This window comes from Acinetobacter terrae (genome assembly GCF_002135195.1).
Lineage (GTDB): Bacteria > Pseudomonadota > Gammaproteobacteria > Pseudomonadales > Moraxellaceae > Acinetobacter > Acinetobacter terrae.
The window spans coordinates 1-15,418 of record NZ_NEGF01000014.1; the positions used below are offsets into that span (position 1 = coordinate 1).

15 protein-coding genes and 4 pseudogenes are annotated in these 15,418 nt (G+C 37.8%); 12 read left to right on the forward strand and 7 right to left on the reverse strand.

What is annotated here, in order from left to right:
• The 4 genes and pseudogenes from B9T23_RS13885 to B9T23_RS13895 all read right to left on the reverse strand — a co-directional run.
• A partial coding sequence (locus B9T23_RS13885; protein WP_143222530.1) for an IS6 family transposase occupies positions 1 to 449 on the reverse strand: 449 nt, incomplete at its 3' end.
• A gap of 510 nt (positions 450 to 959) precedes the next feature.
• Positions 960 to 1,156: pseudogene (locus tag B9T23_RS16890) on the reverse strand (transcriptional regulator); the annotation flags it as partial.
• Positions 1,157 to 1,198: 42 nt separating this feature from the next.
• A complete protein-coding gene (locus tag B9T23_RS16825; RefSeq protein ID WP_165493769.1) occupies positions 1,199 to 1,348 on the reverse strand; it encodes a hypothetical protein in 150 nt (49 codons plus the stop codon).
• Between the two features lie 289 nt (positions 1,349 to 1,637).
• Entirely contained in the window at positions 1,638 to 1,940 is a 303-nt protein-coding gene (locus tag B9T23_RS13895; RefSeq protein ID WP_067724397.1) for a hypothetical protein, read from the reverse strand.
• Between the two features lie 265 nt (positions 1,941 to 2,205).
• Between B9T23_RS13895 and B9T23_RS13900 the strand changes: the two are divergent.
• The 3 genes and pseudogenes from B9T23_RS13900 (at position 2,206) to B9T23_RS13910 (ending at position 3,192) form a co-directional block, all read left to right on the forward strand.
• Positions 2,206 to 2,528 (forward strand): annotated as a pseudogene (locus tag B9T23_RS13900) (transcriptional regulator).
• A complete protein-coding gene (locus B9T23_RS13905; RefSeq protein ID WP_067724398.1) occupies positions 2,509 to 2,823 on the forward strand; it encodes a helix-turn-helix domain-containing protein in 315 nt (104 codons plus the stop codon). Before B9T23_RS13900 ends, B9T23_RS13905 begins: the two are co-directional and overlap by 20 nt.
• A gap of 54 nt (positions 2,824 to 2,877) precedes the next feature.
• Positions 2,878 to 3,192, forward strand: coding sequence for a hypothetical protein (locus tag B9T23_RS13910; RefSeq protein ID WP_067724399.1), 315 nt, complete (start codon positions 2,878 to 2,880; stop codon positions 3,190 to 3,192).
• 497 nt (positions 3,193 to 3,689) lie between these two features.
• Here B9T23_RS13910 and B9T23_RS13915 read toward each other — a convergent pair whose 3' ends face one another.
• The 3 genes from B9T23_RS13915 to B9T23_RS13925 all read right to left on the reverse strand — a co-directional run bounded on the left by B9T23_RS13915 (position 3,690) and on the right by B9T23_RS13925 (position 6,442).
• Positions 3,690 to 5,030, reverse strand: coding sequence for an ISNCY family transposase (locus B9T23_RS13915; RefSeq protein WP_086194558.1), 1,341 nt, complete (start codon positions 5,028 to 5,030; stop codon positions 3,690 to 3,692).
• A 170-nt stretch (positions 5,031 to 5,200) separates the two neighbouring features.
• Positions 5,201 to 5,650, reverse strand: a complete 450-nt coding sequence (locus B9T23_RS13920; RefSeq protein WP_228139746.1) for a lipocalin-like domain-containing protein — start codon at positions 5,648 to 5,650, stop codon at positions 5,201 to 5,203.
• A 24-nt stretch (positions 5,651 to 5,674) separates the two neighbouring features.
• Positions 5,675 to 6,442: an SDR family oxidoreductase gene (locus B9T23_RS13925; protein WP_067724402.1), complete on the reverse strand. Its 768-nt coding sequence runs from the start codon at positions 6,440 to 6,442 to the stop codon at positions 5,675 to 5,677.
• Between the two features lie 88 nt (positions 6,443 to 6,530).
• Between B9T23_RS13925 and B9T23_RS13930 the strand changes: the two genes are divergently transcribed.
• The 9 genes and pseudogenes from B9T23_RS13930 (at position 6,531) to B9T23_RS13970 (ending at position 15,259) form a co-directional block, all read left to right on the forward strand.
• On the forward strand, positions 6,531 to 7,544 hold the full coding sequence (locus tag B9T23_RS13930; protein WP_067724403.1) for a LysR family transcriptional regulator: 1,014 nt from the start codon (positions 6,531 to 6,533) through the stop codon (positions 7,542 to 7,544).
• 53 nt (positions 7,545 to 7,597) lie between these two features.
• A pseudogene (locus tag B9T23_RS13935) lies at positions 7,598 to 8,931 on the forward strand (ISNCY family transposase).
• A gap of 544 nt (positions 8,932 to 9,475) precedes the next feature.
• On the forward strand, positions 9,476 to 10,018 hold the full coding sequence (locus tag B9T23_RS13940) for a GTP-binding protein (RefSeq protein ID WP_086194559.1): 543 nt from the start codon (positions 9,476 to 9,478) through the stop codon (positions 10,016 to 10,018).
• Positions 10,019 to 10,089: 71 nt separating this feature from the next.
• A complete protein-coding gene (locus B9T23_RS13945) occupies positions 10,090 to 10,446 on the forward strand; it encodes a roadblock/LC7 domain-containing protein (protein WP_086194577.1) in 357 nt (118 codons plus the stop codon).
• Positions 10,447 to 10,553: 107 nt separating this feature from the next.
• Entirely contained in the window at positions 10,554 to 11,513 is a 960-nt protein-coding gene (locus B9T23_RS13950; protein WP_067724406.1) for a hypothetical protein, read from the forward strand.
• Positions 11,514 to 11,560: 47 nt separating this feature from the next.
• Positions 11,561 to 11,917, forward strand: a complete 357-nt coding sequence (locus B9T23_RS13955; RefSeq protein ID WP_067724407.1) for a roadblock/LC7 domain-containing protein — start codon at positions 11,561 to 11,563, stop codon at positions 11,915 to 11,917.
• Positions 11,918 to 12,728: 811 nt separating this feature from the next.
• Positions 12,729 to 13,091, forward strand: coding sequence for a transposase family protein (locus B9T23_RS13965; RefSeq protein ID WP_067724408.1), 363 nt, complete (start codon positions 12,729 to 12,731; stop codon positions 13,089 to 13,091).
• A gap of 12 nt (positions 13,092 to 13,103) precedes the next feature.
• Positions 13,104 to 13,214, forward strand: a pseudogene (locus B9T23_RS16650) (RNA-guided endonuclease TnpB family protein); the annotation flags it as partial.
• Between the two features lie 167 nt (positions 13,215 to 13,381).
• On the forward strand, positions 13,382 to 15,259 hold the full coding sequence (locus B9T23_RS13970) for a potassium transporter Kup (RefSeq protein WP_086194560.1): 1,878 nt from the start codon (positions 13,382 to 13,384) through the stop codon (positions 15,257 to 15,259).
• Positions 15,260 to 15,418: the final 159 nt, after the last annotated feature.

The window sequence follows — 15,418 nt, forward strand, 5'->3', positions numbered from 1 at the left end:
AACCGTGATAAAGCACCTCCATATGTGTGTGCTTTATCCGTGTTGATCACCCGTGGAATTTGCCACTTCTTCACATTATTTAAAATTTTTCCAAGAAAACAATATGCTGATTTGCTGTTACGTCTAGAAGAAAGGTAAAAATCAATGGTATAGCCACGTTGATCGACTGCACGATACAGATAAGACCATCGTCCATTCACTTTTACATAGGTTTCATCAATATGCCATGAGCTCAGATCTGTAGGATTACGCCAATACCAGCGTAAGCGTTTTTCTATTTCAGGAGCATAACGTTGAACCCAACAATAAATAGTAGTGTGATCAACATTCACACCACGTTCGGCCAGCATTTCCTGAAGTTCACGATAGCTAATGCCATATTTACAATACCAGCGCACAGCCCAATGAATGATTTCGCCCTGAAAATGCCGACCATGGAAGGGATTCATATACTGAACCTTTAGCTAAAAAACTATTTAGCTTATCATCAATGGCTATTTGCAACAGTGCCAAAAGCTTTACCCTACAAAATCAGTGGTCTATTAATGACTATGACAGTCCAAGTCCGTTTTGATGATTTGTAAGTTTGAGTAATATGTGATTTTAGTCACACCAACTTACAAGTTAGTGATGATATTCTATGTTTTAATGGTGAGTATTTAATCAATAAGTGGTTTAATCAGGCTCAGAATAACAATAAACAAATATAGATAGAGAAGGGCAGCAGTAAATTTAACTCTCTAATTCTTTGTTAGAAAAAAAAGATCAAAGAAGAAAATAAAGAATTAGAGGGTTACGATTTTCTTATCCAATTCACTACACTTTCCATTGTATAAATCATATGAAGCGTGGACACTAGATCCGCGCTTTTTTGTGGGCTGTAAATTCAGGCTTTTTTGACTTCGCATAAGAGATTTTATATTAAAAAGCTACCTGGATGAGAGCCTGTAAATAATTTACTCCAAGTTCTTCAGGGTTTTCGTACTTACATGAAAATTTCCGAAAACTCTGTTGGGGTTAACTCCATTTTTTTAGGGACTCCTTTAGAATCAGGCAGATTAAGGTCTGTGATTCGGCTTGCCTGAATTTCATCACGTTTGATGGCACCTGCTTCTTTTATTGAAAGCACAATATGATCAAATAGGTTGTTATCCATGGAATTGCTCTTTCACATTATTGATGCAGGATCGAATTTTTTTTATGGGTCTGAAAAAAAGTCTGCCCAAAACTCTACGCCTAAATTTACTAAAGAAGGATCAGTTTCAAATAATTCCTTCAAATCTTGTGCACTCGTATCTGATTTCCAAAATAGGCTATGTAAAGCAACTGACTGCTTTGCAATATTCATAGTATTTTCATCTGAATAGCGAACGAACAGGGAGATGACCTTTTCATCATTTTCAAAAAGAAAGCAAAAAATGATTTTTTTCAGAAGGGTCGTGTCCTAAAATTTCATCTCTTTTCATAGGGTTTAATACTCATTTCATCAAGTGAACAGAATATAATTTCAATATTCCTGAGTTTATGAATTTTACTCTTTTAAAGATGTAGAAGCTTTTCACTATTGCTAATAATCAGTCTTTTAGAACGAGTTTTATACAAAAAATGAGGGAGTAATTCCCTCATTTCTCTTACTGTTACTCATGTTCTTTGTAGTACTGATGCTGTCTTCTGGAATTATGTTTCCAGCTTTTAGCAACTTTGTAGACATATGCTGGAAGATCATCCCATGCTTGAGCTAGACCAGGACCACGCGCTACACGAATTTTAAGAGGGTAATCTTTATATTCAATGCAATGCATGAAATAAAAGCTTTTCTCTTGCTGTGTACTGAATTTTTTATGATAAACACTTTTTACATTAGGAAAGCGTTTATAGAAATAATCATTAGGGTGTGATTTTTTTACAGATTGTTGATACTGAGATTTCAGTTTTTTCATTGTTCCTCCTAGGTAACATTACCTAGAAGGGATCCTCTGCAAAGTAGTACATTTTCTTTAATCCTATAAAGTTACAGATGATTTTTTAATTCATTCAACATAGCATCACGTAGAATCTTATTTATACGTGTCTGATAGTCTTTCATTTAGAATTATATAAGAACTTTCCTTATCTATCTCACACACCAAAAATTAAAAATCAATATTTAAAAATCCTACATAGTAGGATAGAATGAATTACTACAAGGTAGTATTAATACAAGCAATGTATACAATATGTGAAACCCCATTATTTACTAAATACTGTCTTGTTTATTGGACTCATGAAGAATACGAAGAATTCAAACATTCTTGGCATTAAATCCTGAAGCAGGAGATGTAGAGCCTAATTCAGGTGGCATTCGTAAAATTCGATGGACTAGCGGTGGTAGAGGTAAAAGTGGTGGTGTCAGAGTCATCTACTTTAATCGTTTAACAAATGGAGAGATTTGGTTATTAACCTTGTACAGTAAAAAGCAAACGGTACAGCTTAGTAGGAAAACTCTTCAAGCATTGGTGGAGAAATTAAATGACTCGTTTAATGACTGAAAAAGAACTCGAAGCTTTTGAAGCTACCAGAGATATTGAAGCTGAAATATTACAAGGCATAGATGATATGCTTGCTAATAATGCTGCTAAAAGAACTGTGATCACTGAGACCGATGTAGCATTAGCTCGTAGAAAGGCCCAACTGACACAAGAACAGTTTGCTAAGCTTCTGGGTGTTTCAAGACGTACACTTGAATCTTGGGAACAAGGTGCCAGAAGACCTTCAGGAGCAGCAACATCACTTATTAGATTATTTATTGTTGATCCACAATTTGTAAAAGAAAGCCTGGCTTAATTTATATAGCTCTCGATTGAGGGCTATTCGCTATCACTATATTTAAGAATTATTATGAAGCATTTAGGATTCGTAGGAAAAAGTACAGAACATATTGGATATACACATGTTGAAATTATTAACAGCTCTCTCCGACTGTCCTTCAACGTGGCATTAAAGAATAATCCCGAGGAAGTCTTTAGCAAAATGGTAGAAAGCAACTACGATTTATTAATGTCGACCTCATCAGAAATTTCGTTTGAATTAGACAATGAAATAATTGAAAATTTAGAAAAATTAAATAAAAAACAAGGTATTGAGTTGGAAGAATTTATTCAGGATACGTTGATTCAATTTATCAATCAAAACCAATTAGATACCACCAAGTAATTATCATATTTAGATAATAAAAAACCCCAACATCCTGTCGGGGTTTTTCGTATTTGATGCTTAGGTATAATTCCTGTCGTACCTTGCTGTCCTTAGCTAGAACTGGCTTTCAGTTCTATTACATCCTATTCCTATATGTTTTTAATTATAGGAAATTTACAGTATTCCGACTAGCCGCAAAAAACTGGAATTTTTGTAAGCCAATGCTTACAAAGTTGGCTAAAAAATATCCTGGTTTTATCCGCAGAAATTGGGGATATTTTCTGCCCCGAGAAGGCTGACAACATTGAAGAAATTTTTAATTTGATTGAAAAACAATCAAATTTATTGGCGGAATATATCAAAACTGCTCATAAAAAAGCCGACTTGTTTCTAAGTCGGCTTTTTACTGTTTTTTAGGCCGGTCAAATTTTTTAACTATATGAAAAAAAATAATATTTTAAAACGCTGTTATTCCCAAGTAGAAATGTCTTACCTAATAACCAAATAGAAATGTCCTATATGGACATTTCCAAGTCAAGCACAGGATTCAACTTTCTTTGTTCAATATCGGCTTTCTGAGCTTTACGGCTTGGCATATTTTTGTTTGTTCTTGAACGTTTATTCTGTTTTTCCAATTCTTCATGTTGCTGTTGAATATGCGCCAGGACTGAACCTAACCGTTTATTCTCAACAATCTCATTTTGCTGTAGCCCAGCCAATTTATTGAAGATGCTGTAATTGAGCTTTCGGCCTTCATGCATGATGGCTACAGTGCCATCCGGGTACTCCAGAAATGAAATATATTGCCCAACAAGCTTATGATTCAGCTCTGTCGGTTCAAGCAGATAAATACATTTGTCATATGTCAGGGTCAGATTCTTGGTGACCTTACGTGGTTCCTGCCAAGTAAAAATATCATCCAGTTCAAGATGAGATTCGGTTAATGGCCGATGTAAATTCTTTGCATTTCTCGCACATTTGGCGAACTTCTGATTGAAATGCTCAATAAAGCAGGGCAGCCATGCATTGGCTTCCGCAATCGAACTGATACCCTCCAGGCGCATCTCCTTGATCAGACGGTCCTGGAGGGTTCTGTTGGCGCGTTCCACACGACCTTTGGCCTGTGGTGGGTTGGCAAAGATAATATCAATGTTTAACTCATTCAGAATCCGCCCAAATTGCGTGATCTGGCTGTCTTGTCTGGATTTCTGATTGACTCTGAATACCGAATGTTTGTCGCTATAAAAGGCCAGAGGCTTGCCGTGCTGTTCGACATACAGGCGTGTCGAAATCATATAGTCAAAGGCTGATTCTGATTCACAAAAGCGTAAATGCTGCAATTTTCCTGTGGCATCATCAATAAACACCAGCAGACAGCATTTAGCAGCGCGTCCTTCGAACCAGTCATGGTGAGAGCCATCGATTTGAATCAATTCACCATAACAGTCCCGGTTATAGCGTGGCTGATATGGGCGTTTCATGCGTTTGGAACGAGGAATCCATAAATTAGCTGCAATCATCCAGCAACGCAGGGTTTCTACTGAAAGATCGAATCCATGCACGGTGGTGAGCTTCTCATGCGCCAAGGTGGGTCCAAAACCCAATAAGTGTTCAGAAATAATGGAAAGACATTGCGATTTTAATAAATCATCATGGCGATGATGACCCGGTTGACCACGACTGGCATGCGCCAGACCTGAAACACCATCTTGATTGAGCTTGTGCAATAACCGGGTAATTTGACGGGTTGAAAGATTCAGGATTTCTGCAGCACGGACCTGGGTAATACGATGATCTCGAACGTCTTGCAAAACAGCAAGACGTTGAATTTCTTTATCAGACATAGTGATCAGCATCTATATTTTATATCCAGCCCATGATGGTGAAAACCATCATAAACCAGACATTTTTATTGGTGAGAATATAGACACTTTAAATGGGTTCTAACAAACCCATTGAACATAAGGTGTATTATGTTAATTTTAAAAATTCTACAAAAATAGAGTCCTAAAAAATTACACTATATTTAATTTTTCTGCGCTCGTGTCCAAATCAATTGGCTCATCACAAGTTTGCCTTTAGACATTATTGGTGAAGCTGGGCCCAGTTTTAAAGTATCTCCATCCAAAGATACAATTCGCTGTTGCTGCTGGCCAATCCAGTTTGGAAACAATGAGACCATCATTTCATGTTCCAGCTGCTGGGTTTCTTCATTCACAAAAAAACGTCCAGAATAAGCAATATAAGTTTTTGCTTCTTCAATATATTCTTCAGGACTACCATTGAACCAGTCACCTGTTCCAAAGTGCTGGCGCTGTTCGCCCATCAACTGCGCAGACATATAGCCATCTGGGGTGTACATAATGATACCTGTCGCATTCTTACCCAATGGATAAAAGGGTTCTGAATCATCTACAGGTATTTCAACATACGATTGAAGTTTCCATGCACCAATTAACTGTTCTCTTAAGCTCATTTCTATAACCTTCATCAAAAATATTTAGCCGACGTTTTGCGTATCACCATCAATTGGAATTAACTGCCCAGAGATAGAGCGGCCCGCTTCAGATGCTAGGAAATAAGCAAGCTCACCAATATGCTGTGGATTCACCATATATTTCAAAGACTGTACTGCAAGTGCATCCATCGTTTCTTCTTGTAATGTTCGACCACTCACCGCAGCACGCTGTGCAAGCACTCCCTGGAAACGTGGACCATCAACTGCCCCTGGTGCAATGGCATTGACACGAATATTAAATTTCCCTAATTCCATCGCCAAAGTTTTAGTAAAGCCAACAAGGCCCCATTTGGTGGTTGAGTAAGCAATCCGATTCGGATAACCAAAACGCCCAGCTGCTGAAGACATATTCACAATGGCAGCATTTTCAGATTGTTGTAAATAAGGAATAACCAGCTGGGTTAAACGAAAAGTCGAATTCAAATTAATTTGAATGACTTTGTTCCACTTTTGAATATCCAGTTCATGCATCGGCATCGTTGGACCTGAAATGCCAGTATTGTTAATCAAAACATCTAACTCACCACCTAAAGCCTGAATCGCATTTTGAAAAACGCGCTCCAGATCGATCAAACTGCTTAAATCGGCTGAAAAAGCAAGGATGTCAGGCTGCTCTTGCTGAAAAGCATCTAAGGCTTGTTGATTAATATCGATGATGCAGACTTTTGCACCATGCTTTAAAAAGTTTTCTGCAATCGCTTTTCCGATCCCTGATGCACCAGCACTAATTAATACTTTTTGTTGTGTCATCTTAGTCTCTTCATTTCCTATATCAGTAATATAGAAATTTTGATGGTATATTTGAAATCGATTGCATGTATATCTAGATATAACTTTTATGGATAACTCGTCTTTACTCCATTTTGATTTAAATCTTTTATTATCATTACATACGTTATTAGAATTTAAGAATGTGACACATGCCGCGCAGGCTCTGCATATCAGTCAGCCTGCACTTTCAGCTCAATTGGTGCGCCTGAGAAAATCTTTCCAAGATCCATTGCTGATTCCATCAGCCAATGGCAAGGGGATGGTGCTGACAGAGAAGGCTCTTGCGCTTATAGAGCCATTAAATATTTTGATCACCCAATTACATCTGATTCATGATACGGAACCCGCTTTCAACCCAGAACTTGATCAGCGGATTTTCAGAATTGCTGTTTCGGATAGCGCTGTCGTCAGTATTTCAAATACGATTGTTCAATTTCTCTGTGATTTACCCAATGGGAATATCAAAATAGAGTTCGTTCATTATGTGCCACAGCAGATAAACAAACAGCTGGAACAGGATGAAATTAATCTTGTAATTGACTTGGAAAATAATCTACCTGATCAATTGCCGAGTTTGCTATTAATCGATGAAGACTTTGTACTGTGTTTTGGTAAACATCACCCGATTAAAACTCAAGAATCGTTGAGTATTGAAGAATATTGTTCTTTACAGCATGTCATTGTAAATACAGATGATAATAGTTTTAGTGGATATACTGATATTACGCTAAAAGGTTTGGGCTATAAACGCAATATTCAACATAGTCTTTCTCATTTTTCCGTTGCGACAGAATATTTATATAAAAGCCAATCTGTTTGTACTTTGCCTAGACATCTCGTGCAACAATCCAATTATCCATTGGATTTTTTGGAGTTACCTTTTACGTCACCGCGCTATAAACTAAGAATGTTGTGGCATTCTAAAAAGCAGAATGATCCTGCAATTCAATGGCTAAGAAATAAAGTATATTTTTTAATTAAAGGACAAACTCTAAGTAACAACCCCTCATTTAACATAATGAATATTATACGAAATAACACTGTTAGAACCCATTTAAAGTGTCTATATTCTCACCAATAAAAATGTCTGGTTTATGATGGTTTTCACCATCATGGGCTGGATATAAAATATAGATGCTGATCACTATGTCTGATAAAGAAATTCAACGTCTTGCTGTTTTGCAAGACGTTCGAGATCATCGTATTACCCAGGTCCGTGCTGCAGAAATCCTGAATCTTTCAACCCGTCAAATTACCCGGTTATTGCACAAGCTCAATCAAGATGGTGTTTCAGGTCTGGCGCATGCCAGTCGTGGTCAACCGGGCCATCATCGCCATGATGAGTTATTAAAATCGCAATGTCTTTCCATTATTTCTGAACATCTGCTTGGATTTGGACCCACCTTGGCGCATGAGAAGCTCAGCAGCATATTTGACCTGAATATCCCGGTAGAAACGGTTCGGCGCTGGATGACGGCCAATGACTCTGGATTCCTCGATCCAAGCGCCTGAAGCGTCCATATCAGCCTCGCTATAACCGGGATTGCTTCGGTGAACTGATTCAGATTGATGGCTCATATCATGACTGGTTTGAAGGCCGTTCCGCCAAATGCTGCTTGCTGGTTTATATCGATGATGCCACTGGAAAGCTGTTGCATCTGCGCTTTTGTGAGGCTGAAACGACCTTTGATTATATGCTTTCAACCCGAGCCTACATTGAGCAATACGGCAAACCTCTGGCCTTTTATAGCGATAAACACTCGGTATTCCGAGTCAATCAGAAATCCAGGCAAGACAGCAAGATCACGCAATTTGGGGGGATTCTGAATGAGTTAAACATTGATATTATCTTCGCCAATTCACCACAGGCCAAAGGTCGCGTAGAGCGAGCGAATAGAACCCTTCAGGACCGTCTGATCAAGGAGATGCGTCTAGAGGGCATCGTTTCGATTGCCAAAGCCAATGCATGGCTACCCTGCTTTATTGAACACTTCAATCAGAAGTTTTCCAAATGTGCGCGAAACTCAAAGAATTTACATCGGCCCCTAACCGAATCTGATCTTGAACTGGATGATATTTTTACCTGGCAGGAACCGCGTAAGGTCACCAAGAATCTGACGATTACCTATGACAAGTGTATTTATCTGCTTGAACCAACTGAATTGAACCAGAAATTAGTTGGGCAATACATTTCATTTCTAGAGTATCCGGATGGAACTGTGGCCCTCATGCATGAATGTCGAAAGCTCAACTACAGCATCTTCAATAAATTGGCTGGGCTGCAGCAAAATGAAGTAGTTGAAAATAAACGGTTAGGTTCAGTTCTGGCGCATATCCAGCAACAGCATGAAGAGTTGGAGAAACAGAATAAACGTTCCCGAACAAACAAAAATATGCCAAGTCGTAAAGCTCAGAAAGCTGTTATTGAACAAAGAAATTTAAATCCTGTGCTTGACTCTTGTGGTTAAAAACAGGACATTTTAAATGGTTTATCGCATAGACATTTTAATTGGTGAATAACAAACACACACACACGGGAAAAAAGGTATCATTATTAATCCACTTTTATGAGAATTACTTATATGCTTGGATGTATCTTAAAATCTCAGTTCTAGCTTCTTCCTAAAAAACTCTGATTAAATATTTAATTTTATAACTTTTCATGTATTTCATAATGCAAAAATACATGAAAGAAGTGTGAATAAAAAAAGAAAAATGAAATTTTAATAAAATCCAAAATATATTTAAGAAATATCTCATTGGATATATCAACAAAAATCACATTAATGTTTGAAATATCGAATAAATTCACAGTTTATTCACACCCTGAACCGTAACCTCAGTCCCCAACACATGACGATATTTTAGATTTTAACTCATCATCCGTTGGTTCCAGCTACAGTCCAAAGCAATGATTTAAATACGGAGTTAAATTCTGGCTGCTTTAAGTGCAAAACTACCGAATAGATTTTATATAAAACTGATTAAACCTTGATAAAAACGAATATCCGTATGATTTTACAGCAATATAAAATTGTTTTTGGTGGGAGTATGGGTGCTGGAAAGTCGGCCGCCATTAAAGCGCTCTCCGACATTCCAGTCATAGAAACCGAAGCCATGAATACTGACATAAATAGGCATAGCAAATATTCCACGACAGTAGGAATCGACTATGGCGAAATCGTGCTTGAGGATGACACTAAAATAGGACTGTATGGTACTCCGGGTCAGGATCGCTTTGATTTTATGTGGTCTATTGTCTGTAAAGGTGCCATTGGAGTGGGTATTTTAATTGATCATTCCAGTGCAGAGCGTTTGCAAGATTTGCAAACCTATCTCAGCGCATTTCAAAGCTATAGTGAAAATATTGTGATTGGTATTACCCATCTCGATCAACAAGAGGATCAGATACTCAAGATTTATCGGGATTGGATGAGTTTACACCACTACAGTTACCCCATATTTGCGGTCGATGCTAGACAAAAAGATGATCTGCTGCTTATGGTGGAAGTCTTAATTGCTGCTATTGAAACTCGCAGCATTGCCATGCTTTAAAGGATGAAATCAAAGTGAATACCAATACTCTTTCACGCCAGATTCCTCAATCATTGATTGAAACAGGCCGTATGCAAATTCATGAACTGTTAAATAACGTGAGCGGTCTTGATTTTGTCATGCTGTGCTCTTCTGACGGTTTTCAATTAGCTTTGGCCAGTAAAAAGAAGCTGGAAAATACGGGAAAAATTGCGGCTGTCAGTAGCTCAATTTTAGCGATGGTGTCGGCATTTATTTCAGAAATCAATTTAATGGGCTGTAAAACCCTTTCACTTGATGCAGAGAATGGTCATGTAGTGTTAACGGGTGTGGAACATGCCCTCTATCCCATGCTGATTGTAGCGGTAGGTTCACCTGATGTTCTAATGGGGCAAATGCGATATGAAGTCAAAAAAACATCAGAATCTTTATCAAAAATTGATACATAGATGATTGAATCCATGAGGAATACGCGATTTATTATCATGTAATACACTGTATTTAAATGAATTTTGATTATCTATTGTAATAACACCTAGCTTAATGCGGTTAGAGAATGAAAAAGTTTTTAAATATTGCTGTCTTCGGGGTGAGCCTGAATGTGCTTGACCAACTTAAAAGCCAAATATTGTTATCTGTTCCTCGTGAGATACAGGTACGCTGGGTCAATATCGCTGAAAAAAATATTGACCTGCTGATGGTTAACGATGCTTTTTTTGCTTCATCCAGCATTCAAAAAATTCTCTCGCAGATTCATATACAGTACTTACGTCTGATTAAAGTTCCAGAACAACAGGGAATAATTGTCGATGATACCTTATCTTATCCTGTAACCCAGTTAGATGATTTACGTGAGTGGTTACAAGAAAAATTCTTTGATTACGAATCGGATTATCCCCTTCATTTGCTCTCCGCAACTGGAGAAAAATCTGTTGCTGTCTCGACCGTATTTAATCAATGTTTATTGGCTCGAAATGGTTTTATCCAGTTATTCGATTGTCAGGGGTTCTTGGCCCTAGTCGATACCATGACAGAGCGCGTCTGGGTCAATTCCCATTATCCCGTGACTGGTTTTGACAAAAGTCTGAATCAAACCTATGCCACAAATCAGTTTGTGCAAGAGACGATTAAGAATACACAAGCCCAGGATTTACGTAGCTGGTTGTGGCAGGTGGCCTATCGTTCTATTGATATAGAACTTCCAGAGATTCAGGAAAAACAATATTTCAAATTGCAGATCTGGCCAAAATTCGAGTCAGGCTATGAGCGTCGGAATCTATTAAAAATTGCGACATGTTTTGCCCAAGGCGCTCAGATTCAAACGGCAATTAATCAATTAAATATTCCCAAACAACAAATCATCCGGTTTATTGCGCTCACCCATATGCTCAAAATGGGCGTATGGATTGACTCTCATGGAGCGAAATTCATGAGAAATGATGAATCAGCTGATCAAGGTCAGATGATTCAAGTGCGCAGTTTTTTTATGAAACTGCGTAAAAAACTAGGTCTTTAAATCAATATTTTTTCTGGGGAAACCCCTAACTCAAGGTGGAAAGTAAAATGGTTCGTATCGTTTTAGACAGTTTAACTGCGATGGATGGTTTTATTGCAGCAGCATTGGTAGATAGTGAAAGTGGTTTAGCTTTAGCCGTTCAAGGGACAACCATAGATTTAGAACTTGCTGCAGCAGGCAATACCGAAGTCATACGCGCAAAACGTAAAATAGCCAAAGCACTTCAATTAAATGATGATATTGAAGATATTTTAATTACTTTAGGCAAGCAATACCACCTGATTCGCCCTCTTGAAAGTAATGACAACTTATTTCTGTATCTTGTTTTAGATCGTCCAAAATCAAATTTAGCCATGGCTCGCTTTGAACTAAAAGCATTTGAAAAAGAATTGGACTTTTCTTAATATTGTATTCAAAACAAAGTTATCTAAGTATCTCTGCTTGATATGCTTATTACATATGATGACTTTTTTTAATTTAGAAAGATTTTGTCTAGGATGCTTCTGATCCTAGACAAAATTATGGCCTGCATAAGCTAACAAGGCCATGAAATCTTTTCGCCAAGCCTAGAAAGCTTGAATTTAAAATAAATGTAAATTTCAGGATGATGCCAATCGCAAATGCAGTACCATAATTCGCTGTTTCATGTGGGGGAGAATGAGTCATGACCAAAGTCATCCCCATAAGATCGTTTTAATAATTAAAACACTAGACCTCTTTCATAAATCAAAAAGTGATCTTCTTTTTGACTATTATCTATACCGAAAAATTTACCGTATTCATGCATAATCTGTAGATGAAATACACCGATTCCAAGAAGCTTTCTGATCCTCAGTTCAAACGATACACAAACATCTCATGGTCAACCTTCTATTTAATGGTTGAGCAATTGAAAAGCATGTCCCTGCCAAAGGCAGACCGCCCAAGTTAAGCCTGGAAGATCAGGTTCTGCTCTGTCTGAGCTATTGGCGGGAATATTCACGTTGCTGCAAGTTACGGGGTTTCAAAGCCCACAGCCTCAAGAATTGTACGTCATGTGGAAGACCGCCTGATTCGGTCCAATCTGTTTAATTTACCCAAAGATTTACCCGAAGGTGAAGGCATAGACTGGAATGTTGTGATCGTGGATGCAACAGAAATTCCAATCCAGAGACCTAAAAACAGAACAAAAGCTATAGCGGCAAGAAAAAGCCCCATACCTTTAAAGTACAGGTCATGATTCACTACAGGACTCGGCAAATTCTGAGTTTATGTACCAGTCGCGGTGCAGTTAAAAGGAACATAAAGCTGATTCCTTCAGGAGCATTAATCCTTGCAGATAAAGGCTATCAGGATATTTATACTTTTCATCCTAATAGTTTGTTGCCGTTAAAAGCCAAAAGAAACTGTAAACTGGATGCTGAATTAAAAGTCTATAACCGGGAAATCAATAAAAGAAAAATCGGCATAGAGCATGTATTTGGCATGCTGAAAACTTTCAAAACACTTGCGGAACGTTACCGAAATAGAGCTAAAAGACTCGGTTTGAGATTCAATTTAATTGCTGAAATTTACAACATGGAACTAAGTAAAAAATGATTTATGAAAGGTCTATGGGAATGTGAAAACTGCTCAAGTGTCCTGAATCGGGACTTGAACAGTGCTAAGAACATACTTGCGCTTGGGCATAAGTGTCTCGCAGGAGGAATCTCCATCTTTTAAGGGGGAGAGGATGTCAATAAAATCACTTAAATCAGCACTCATATGGTGCGGGCTTACATAGAAAAGCTATTAGATTCTTAAAAGACATCGTTTTTTTAAGTATAAGCAATTTCATGATAACTCTAATGATAAAATTTTAGGCTTATCAGTTTTTTGATTTGCACAATATGCAGAATAAAATCAGTAAGCCGGCAGTACCAGCATTGACGCTAGCTGCATTAGGCGTGGTATTCGGTGATATAGGGACAAGTCCTTTATATGCATTAAAAGAAAGTTTTCACGCAACCCGTGGATTACCGATTAACGAAATTAATATTCTTGGGATTCTGTCCTTAATCTTCTGGACCATTACATTAATTGTTTCTATTAAATATGTATTGGTCATCATGAGAGCAGATAACAATGGTGAAGGGGGAATTATGGCTCTATTGGCCCTAAATCTTCGCCAAGAAGGTCTCTCTCCCCGAAAAAAACTGATCATCATTATCTTAGGTTTTGTGGGCGCATCTTTATTTTTTGGAGATGGCATTATTACTCCGGCAATTTCGGTACTTTCTGCAGTAGAGGGCCTTTCAATTGCCGCGCCAGCTTTTGATCGCTTCGTCATTCCAATCAGTATTGGAATTTTAATCGCACTCTTTGCTGTTCAAAGACATGGTTCTGCGGTAATGGGAAAGTTCTTTGGTCCCATAACACTAATATGGTTTCTTTCTATTGGTGCCATAGGTATCAGTAGCATTATTCAAAGTCCGTTTGTTCTCGCATTACTTAGCCCGCATTGGGCTTTTTTGTTTGTAGTTAATAATCCTGTTATTTCATTTTTCGTGATGGGAGCTGTCGTTCTAACGGTTACAGGTGGAGAAGCCTTATATGCAGATATGGGTCATTTCGGAATTCTACCGATTCGGTTGGGTTGGTTTTTAATTGTTCTCCCCTGTTTAATGCTGAATTATGCAGGACAAGGAGCGTTGCTGTTACGGGATCCAACAACAATCACGAATCCCTTTTACTTGCTTCTCCCTTCAGCTCTTCTATATCCGATGATTATTCTTGCAACCGCAGCCGCAGTAATCGCTTCTCAAGCTTTGATCAGTGGTGTATTTTCCATGGCGAAGCAAGCAATCCAACTGGGATTTTTACCTCGCTTAACAATTTTACATACCTCTGACTCAGAAATTGGGCAAATCTATATTCCATTACTTAATTGGCTGTTATTTATTTCTATTACTATTCTAGTATTAATATTTGAAACTAGTAGTAGTCTAGCAGGAGCATATGGCTTGGCAGTGACAGTGACCATGTTCTGTGACACGTTATTGGTTGCTTTTCTCGCTTACAGTTATTGGAAATGGAAGACATGGAAAGTATTACTTTTTATTATTCCCTTTGTCTTTATCGACTTGATCTTACTGAGTTCTAATCTTCTCAAGGTCTTTATTGGTGGTTGGGTACCGGTATTGATTGCCATGATCGTGTTCACCTTAATGATGACTTGGAAAAAAGGTAGAGAAATTCTTCAAGCAAAATTGCAAAAAGATACGCTCCGGCTTAATACTTTTCTTGAGCATATAGGCAGTACCAGCCAAAATGTTAGCGGGAATGCAGTATTTTTAACGGGCACACCACAAGTCGTACCGCATGCTCTTTTACATAACCTAAAACATAACAAGGTTCTTCATGAACGTAACTTACTGGTAACGATCAGAGTTTCGGAAATTCCTTATGTTGATGAAGAAAATAGGATGGAGACAGAAATACTGGATAAGGGCTTTTATAGAATAGGTCTGAATTATGGTTTTAAAGAAGAACCTGATGTACCTCAGGCGTTAGAGAAAGCTTTCGATACCTTAGGACTGGAATATAATTTAATGGATATAAGTTTCTTTATTTCTAGAGAAAAACTAGTTCCAAGTATGTCGAACAAGATGTCTATATGGCGTGAAAAGCTGTTTGTCGCAATGCAAAAAAATACCAGTCCTGTAAGCGATTTTTATAAAATTCCTTCTAACCGTGTCGTAGAATTAGGCAGTCAGGTTGAAATTTAAGAAATTCTAATCTTCATTTGGCACCTTTTAAAAGGTGCCTTTTTATTCACTTTAAGAAATCTTTTTCGAAGTCTAAAACAGCGAAAATTCCATTAATGATAATTCCCCCTAAAAATAATAGGATCTGAAAGTAGAATTTTATCTTAAAGTATAGGTAGG

Excerpts from the sequence above, each read along its gene's own strand:
- B9T23_RS16825 (WP_165493769.1), bottom strand. The coding sequence starts at position 1,348 with ATGAATATTGCAAAGCAGTCAGTTGCTTTACATAGCCTATTTTGGAAA.
- B9T23_RS13895 (WP_067724397.1), bottom strand. The coding sequence starts at position 1,940 with ATGAAAAAACTGAAATCTCAGTATCAACAATCTGTAAAAAAATCACAC.
- B9T23_RS13905 (WP_067724398.1), top strand. The coding sequence starts at position 2,509 with ATGACTCGTTTAATGACTGAAAAAGAACTCGAAGCTTTTGAAGCTACC.
- B9T23_RS13910 (WP_067724399.1), top strand. The coding sequence starts at position 2,878 with ATGAAGCATTTAGGATTCGTAGGAAAAAGTACAGAACATATTGGATAT.
- B9T23_RS13915 (WP_086194558.1), bottom strand. The coding sequence starts at position 5,030 with ATGCTGATCACTATGTCTGATAAAGAAATTCAACGTCTTGCTGTTTTG.
- B9T23_RS13920 (WP_228139746.1), bottom strand. The coding sequence starts at position 5,650 with ATGAGCTTAAGAGAACAGTTAATTGGTGCATGGAAACTTCAATCGTAT.
- B9T23_RS13925 (WP_067724402.1), bottom strand. The coding sequence starts at position 6,442 with ATGACACAACAAAAAGTATTAATTAGTGCTGGTGCATCAGGGATCGGA.
- B9T23_RS13930 (WP_067724403.1), top strand. The coding sequence starts at position 6,531 with ATGGATAACTCGTCTTTACTCCATTTTGATTTAAATCTTTTATTATCA.
- B9T23_RS13940 (WP_086194559.1), top strand. The coding sequence starts at position 9,476 with ATGATTTTACAGCAATATAAAATTGTTTTTGGTGGGAGTATGGGTGCT.
- B9T23_RS13945 (WP_086194577.1), top strand. The coding sequence starts at position 10,090 with ATGCAAATTCATGAACTGTTAAATAACGTGAGCGGTCTTGATTTTGTC.
- B9T23_RS13950 (WP_067724406.1), top strand. The coding sequence starts at position 10,554 with ATGAAAAAGTTTTTAAATATTGCTGTCTTCGGGGTGAGCCTGAATGTG.
- B9T23_RS13955 (WP_067724407.1), top strand. The coding sequence starts at position 11,561 with ATGGTTCGTATCGTTTTAGACAGTTTAACTGCGATGGATGGTTTTATT.
- B9T23_RS13965 (WP_067724408.1), top strand. The coding sequence starts at position 12,729 with ATGATTCACTACAGGACTCGGCAAATTCTGAGTTTATGTACCAGTCGC.
- B9T23_RS13970 (WP_086194560.1), top strand. The coding sequence starts at position 13,382 with ATGCAGAATAAAATCAGTAAGCCGGCAGTACCAGCATTGACGCTAGCT.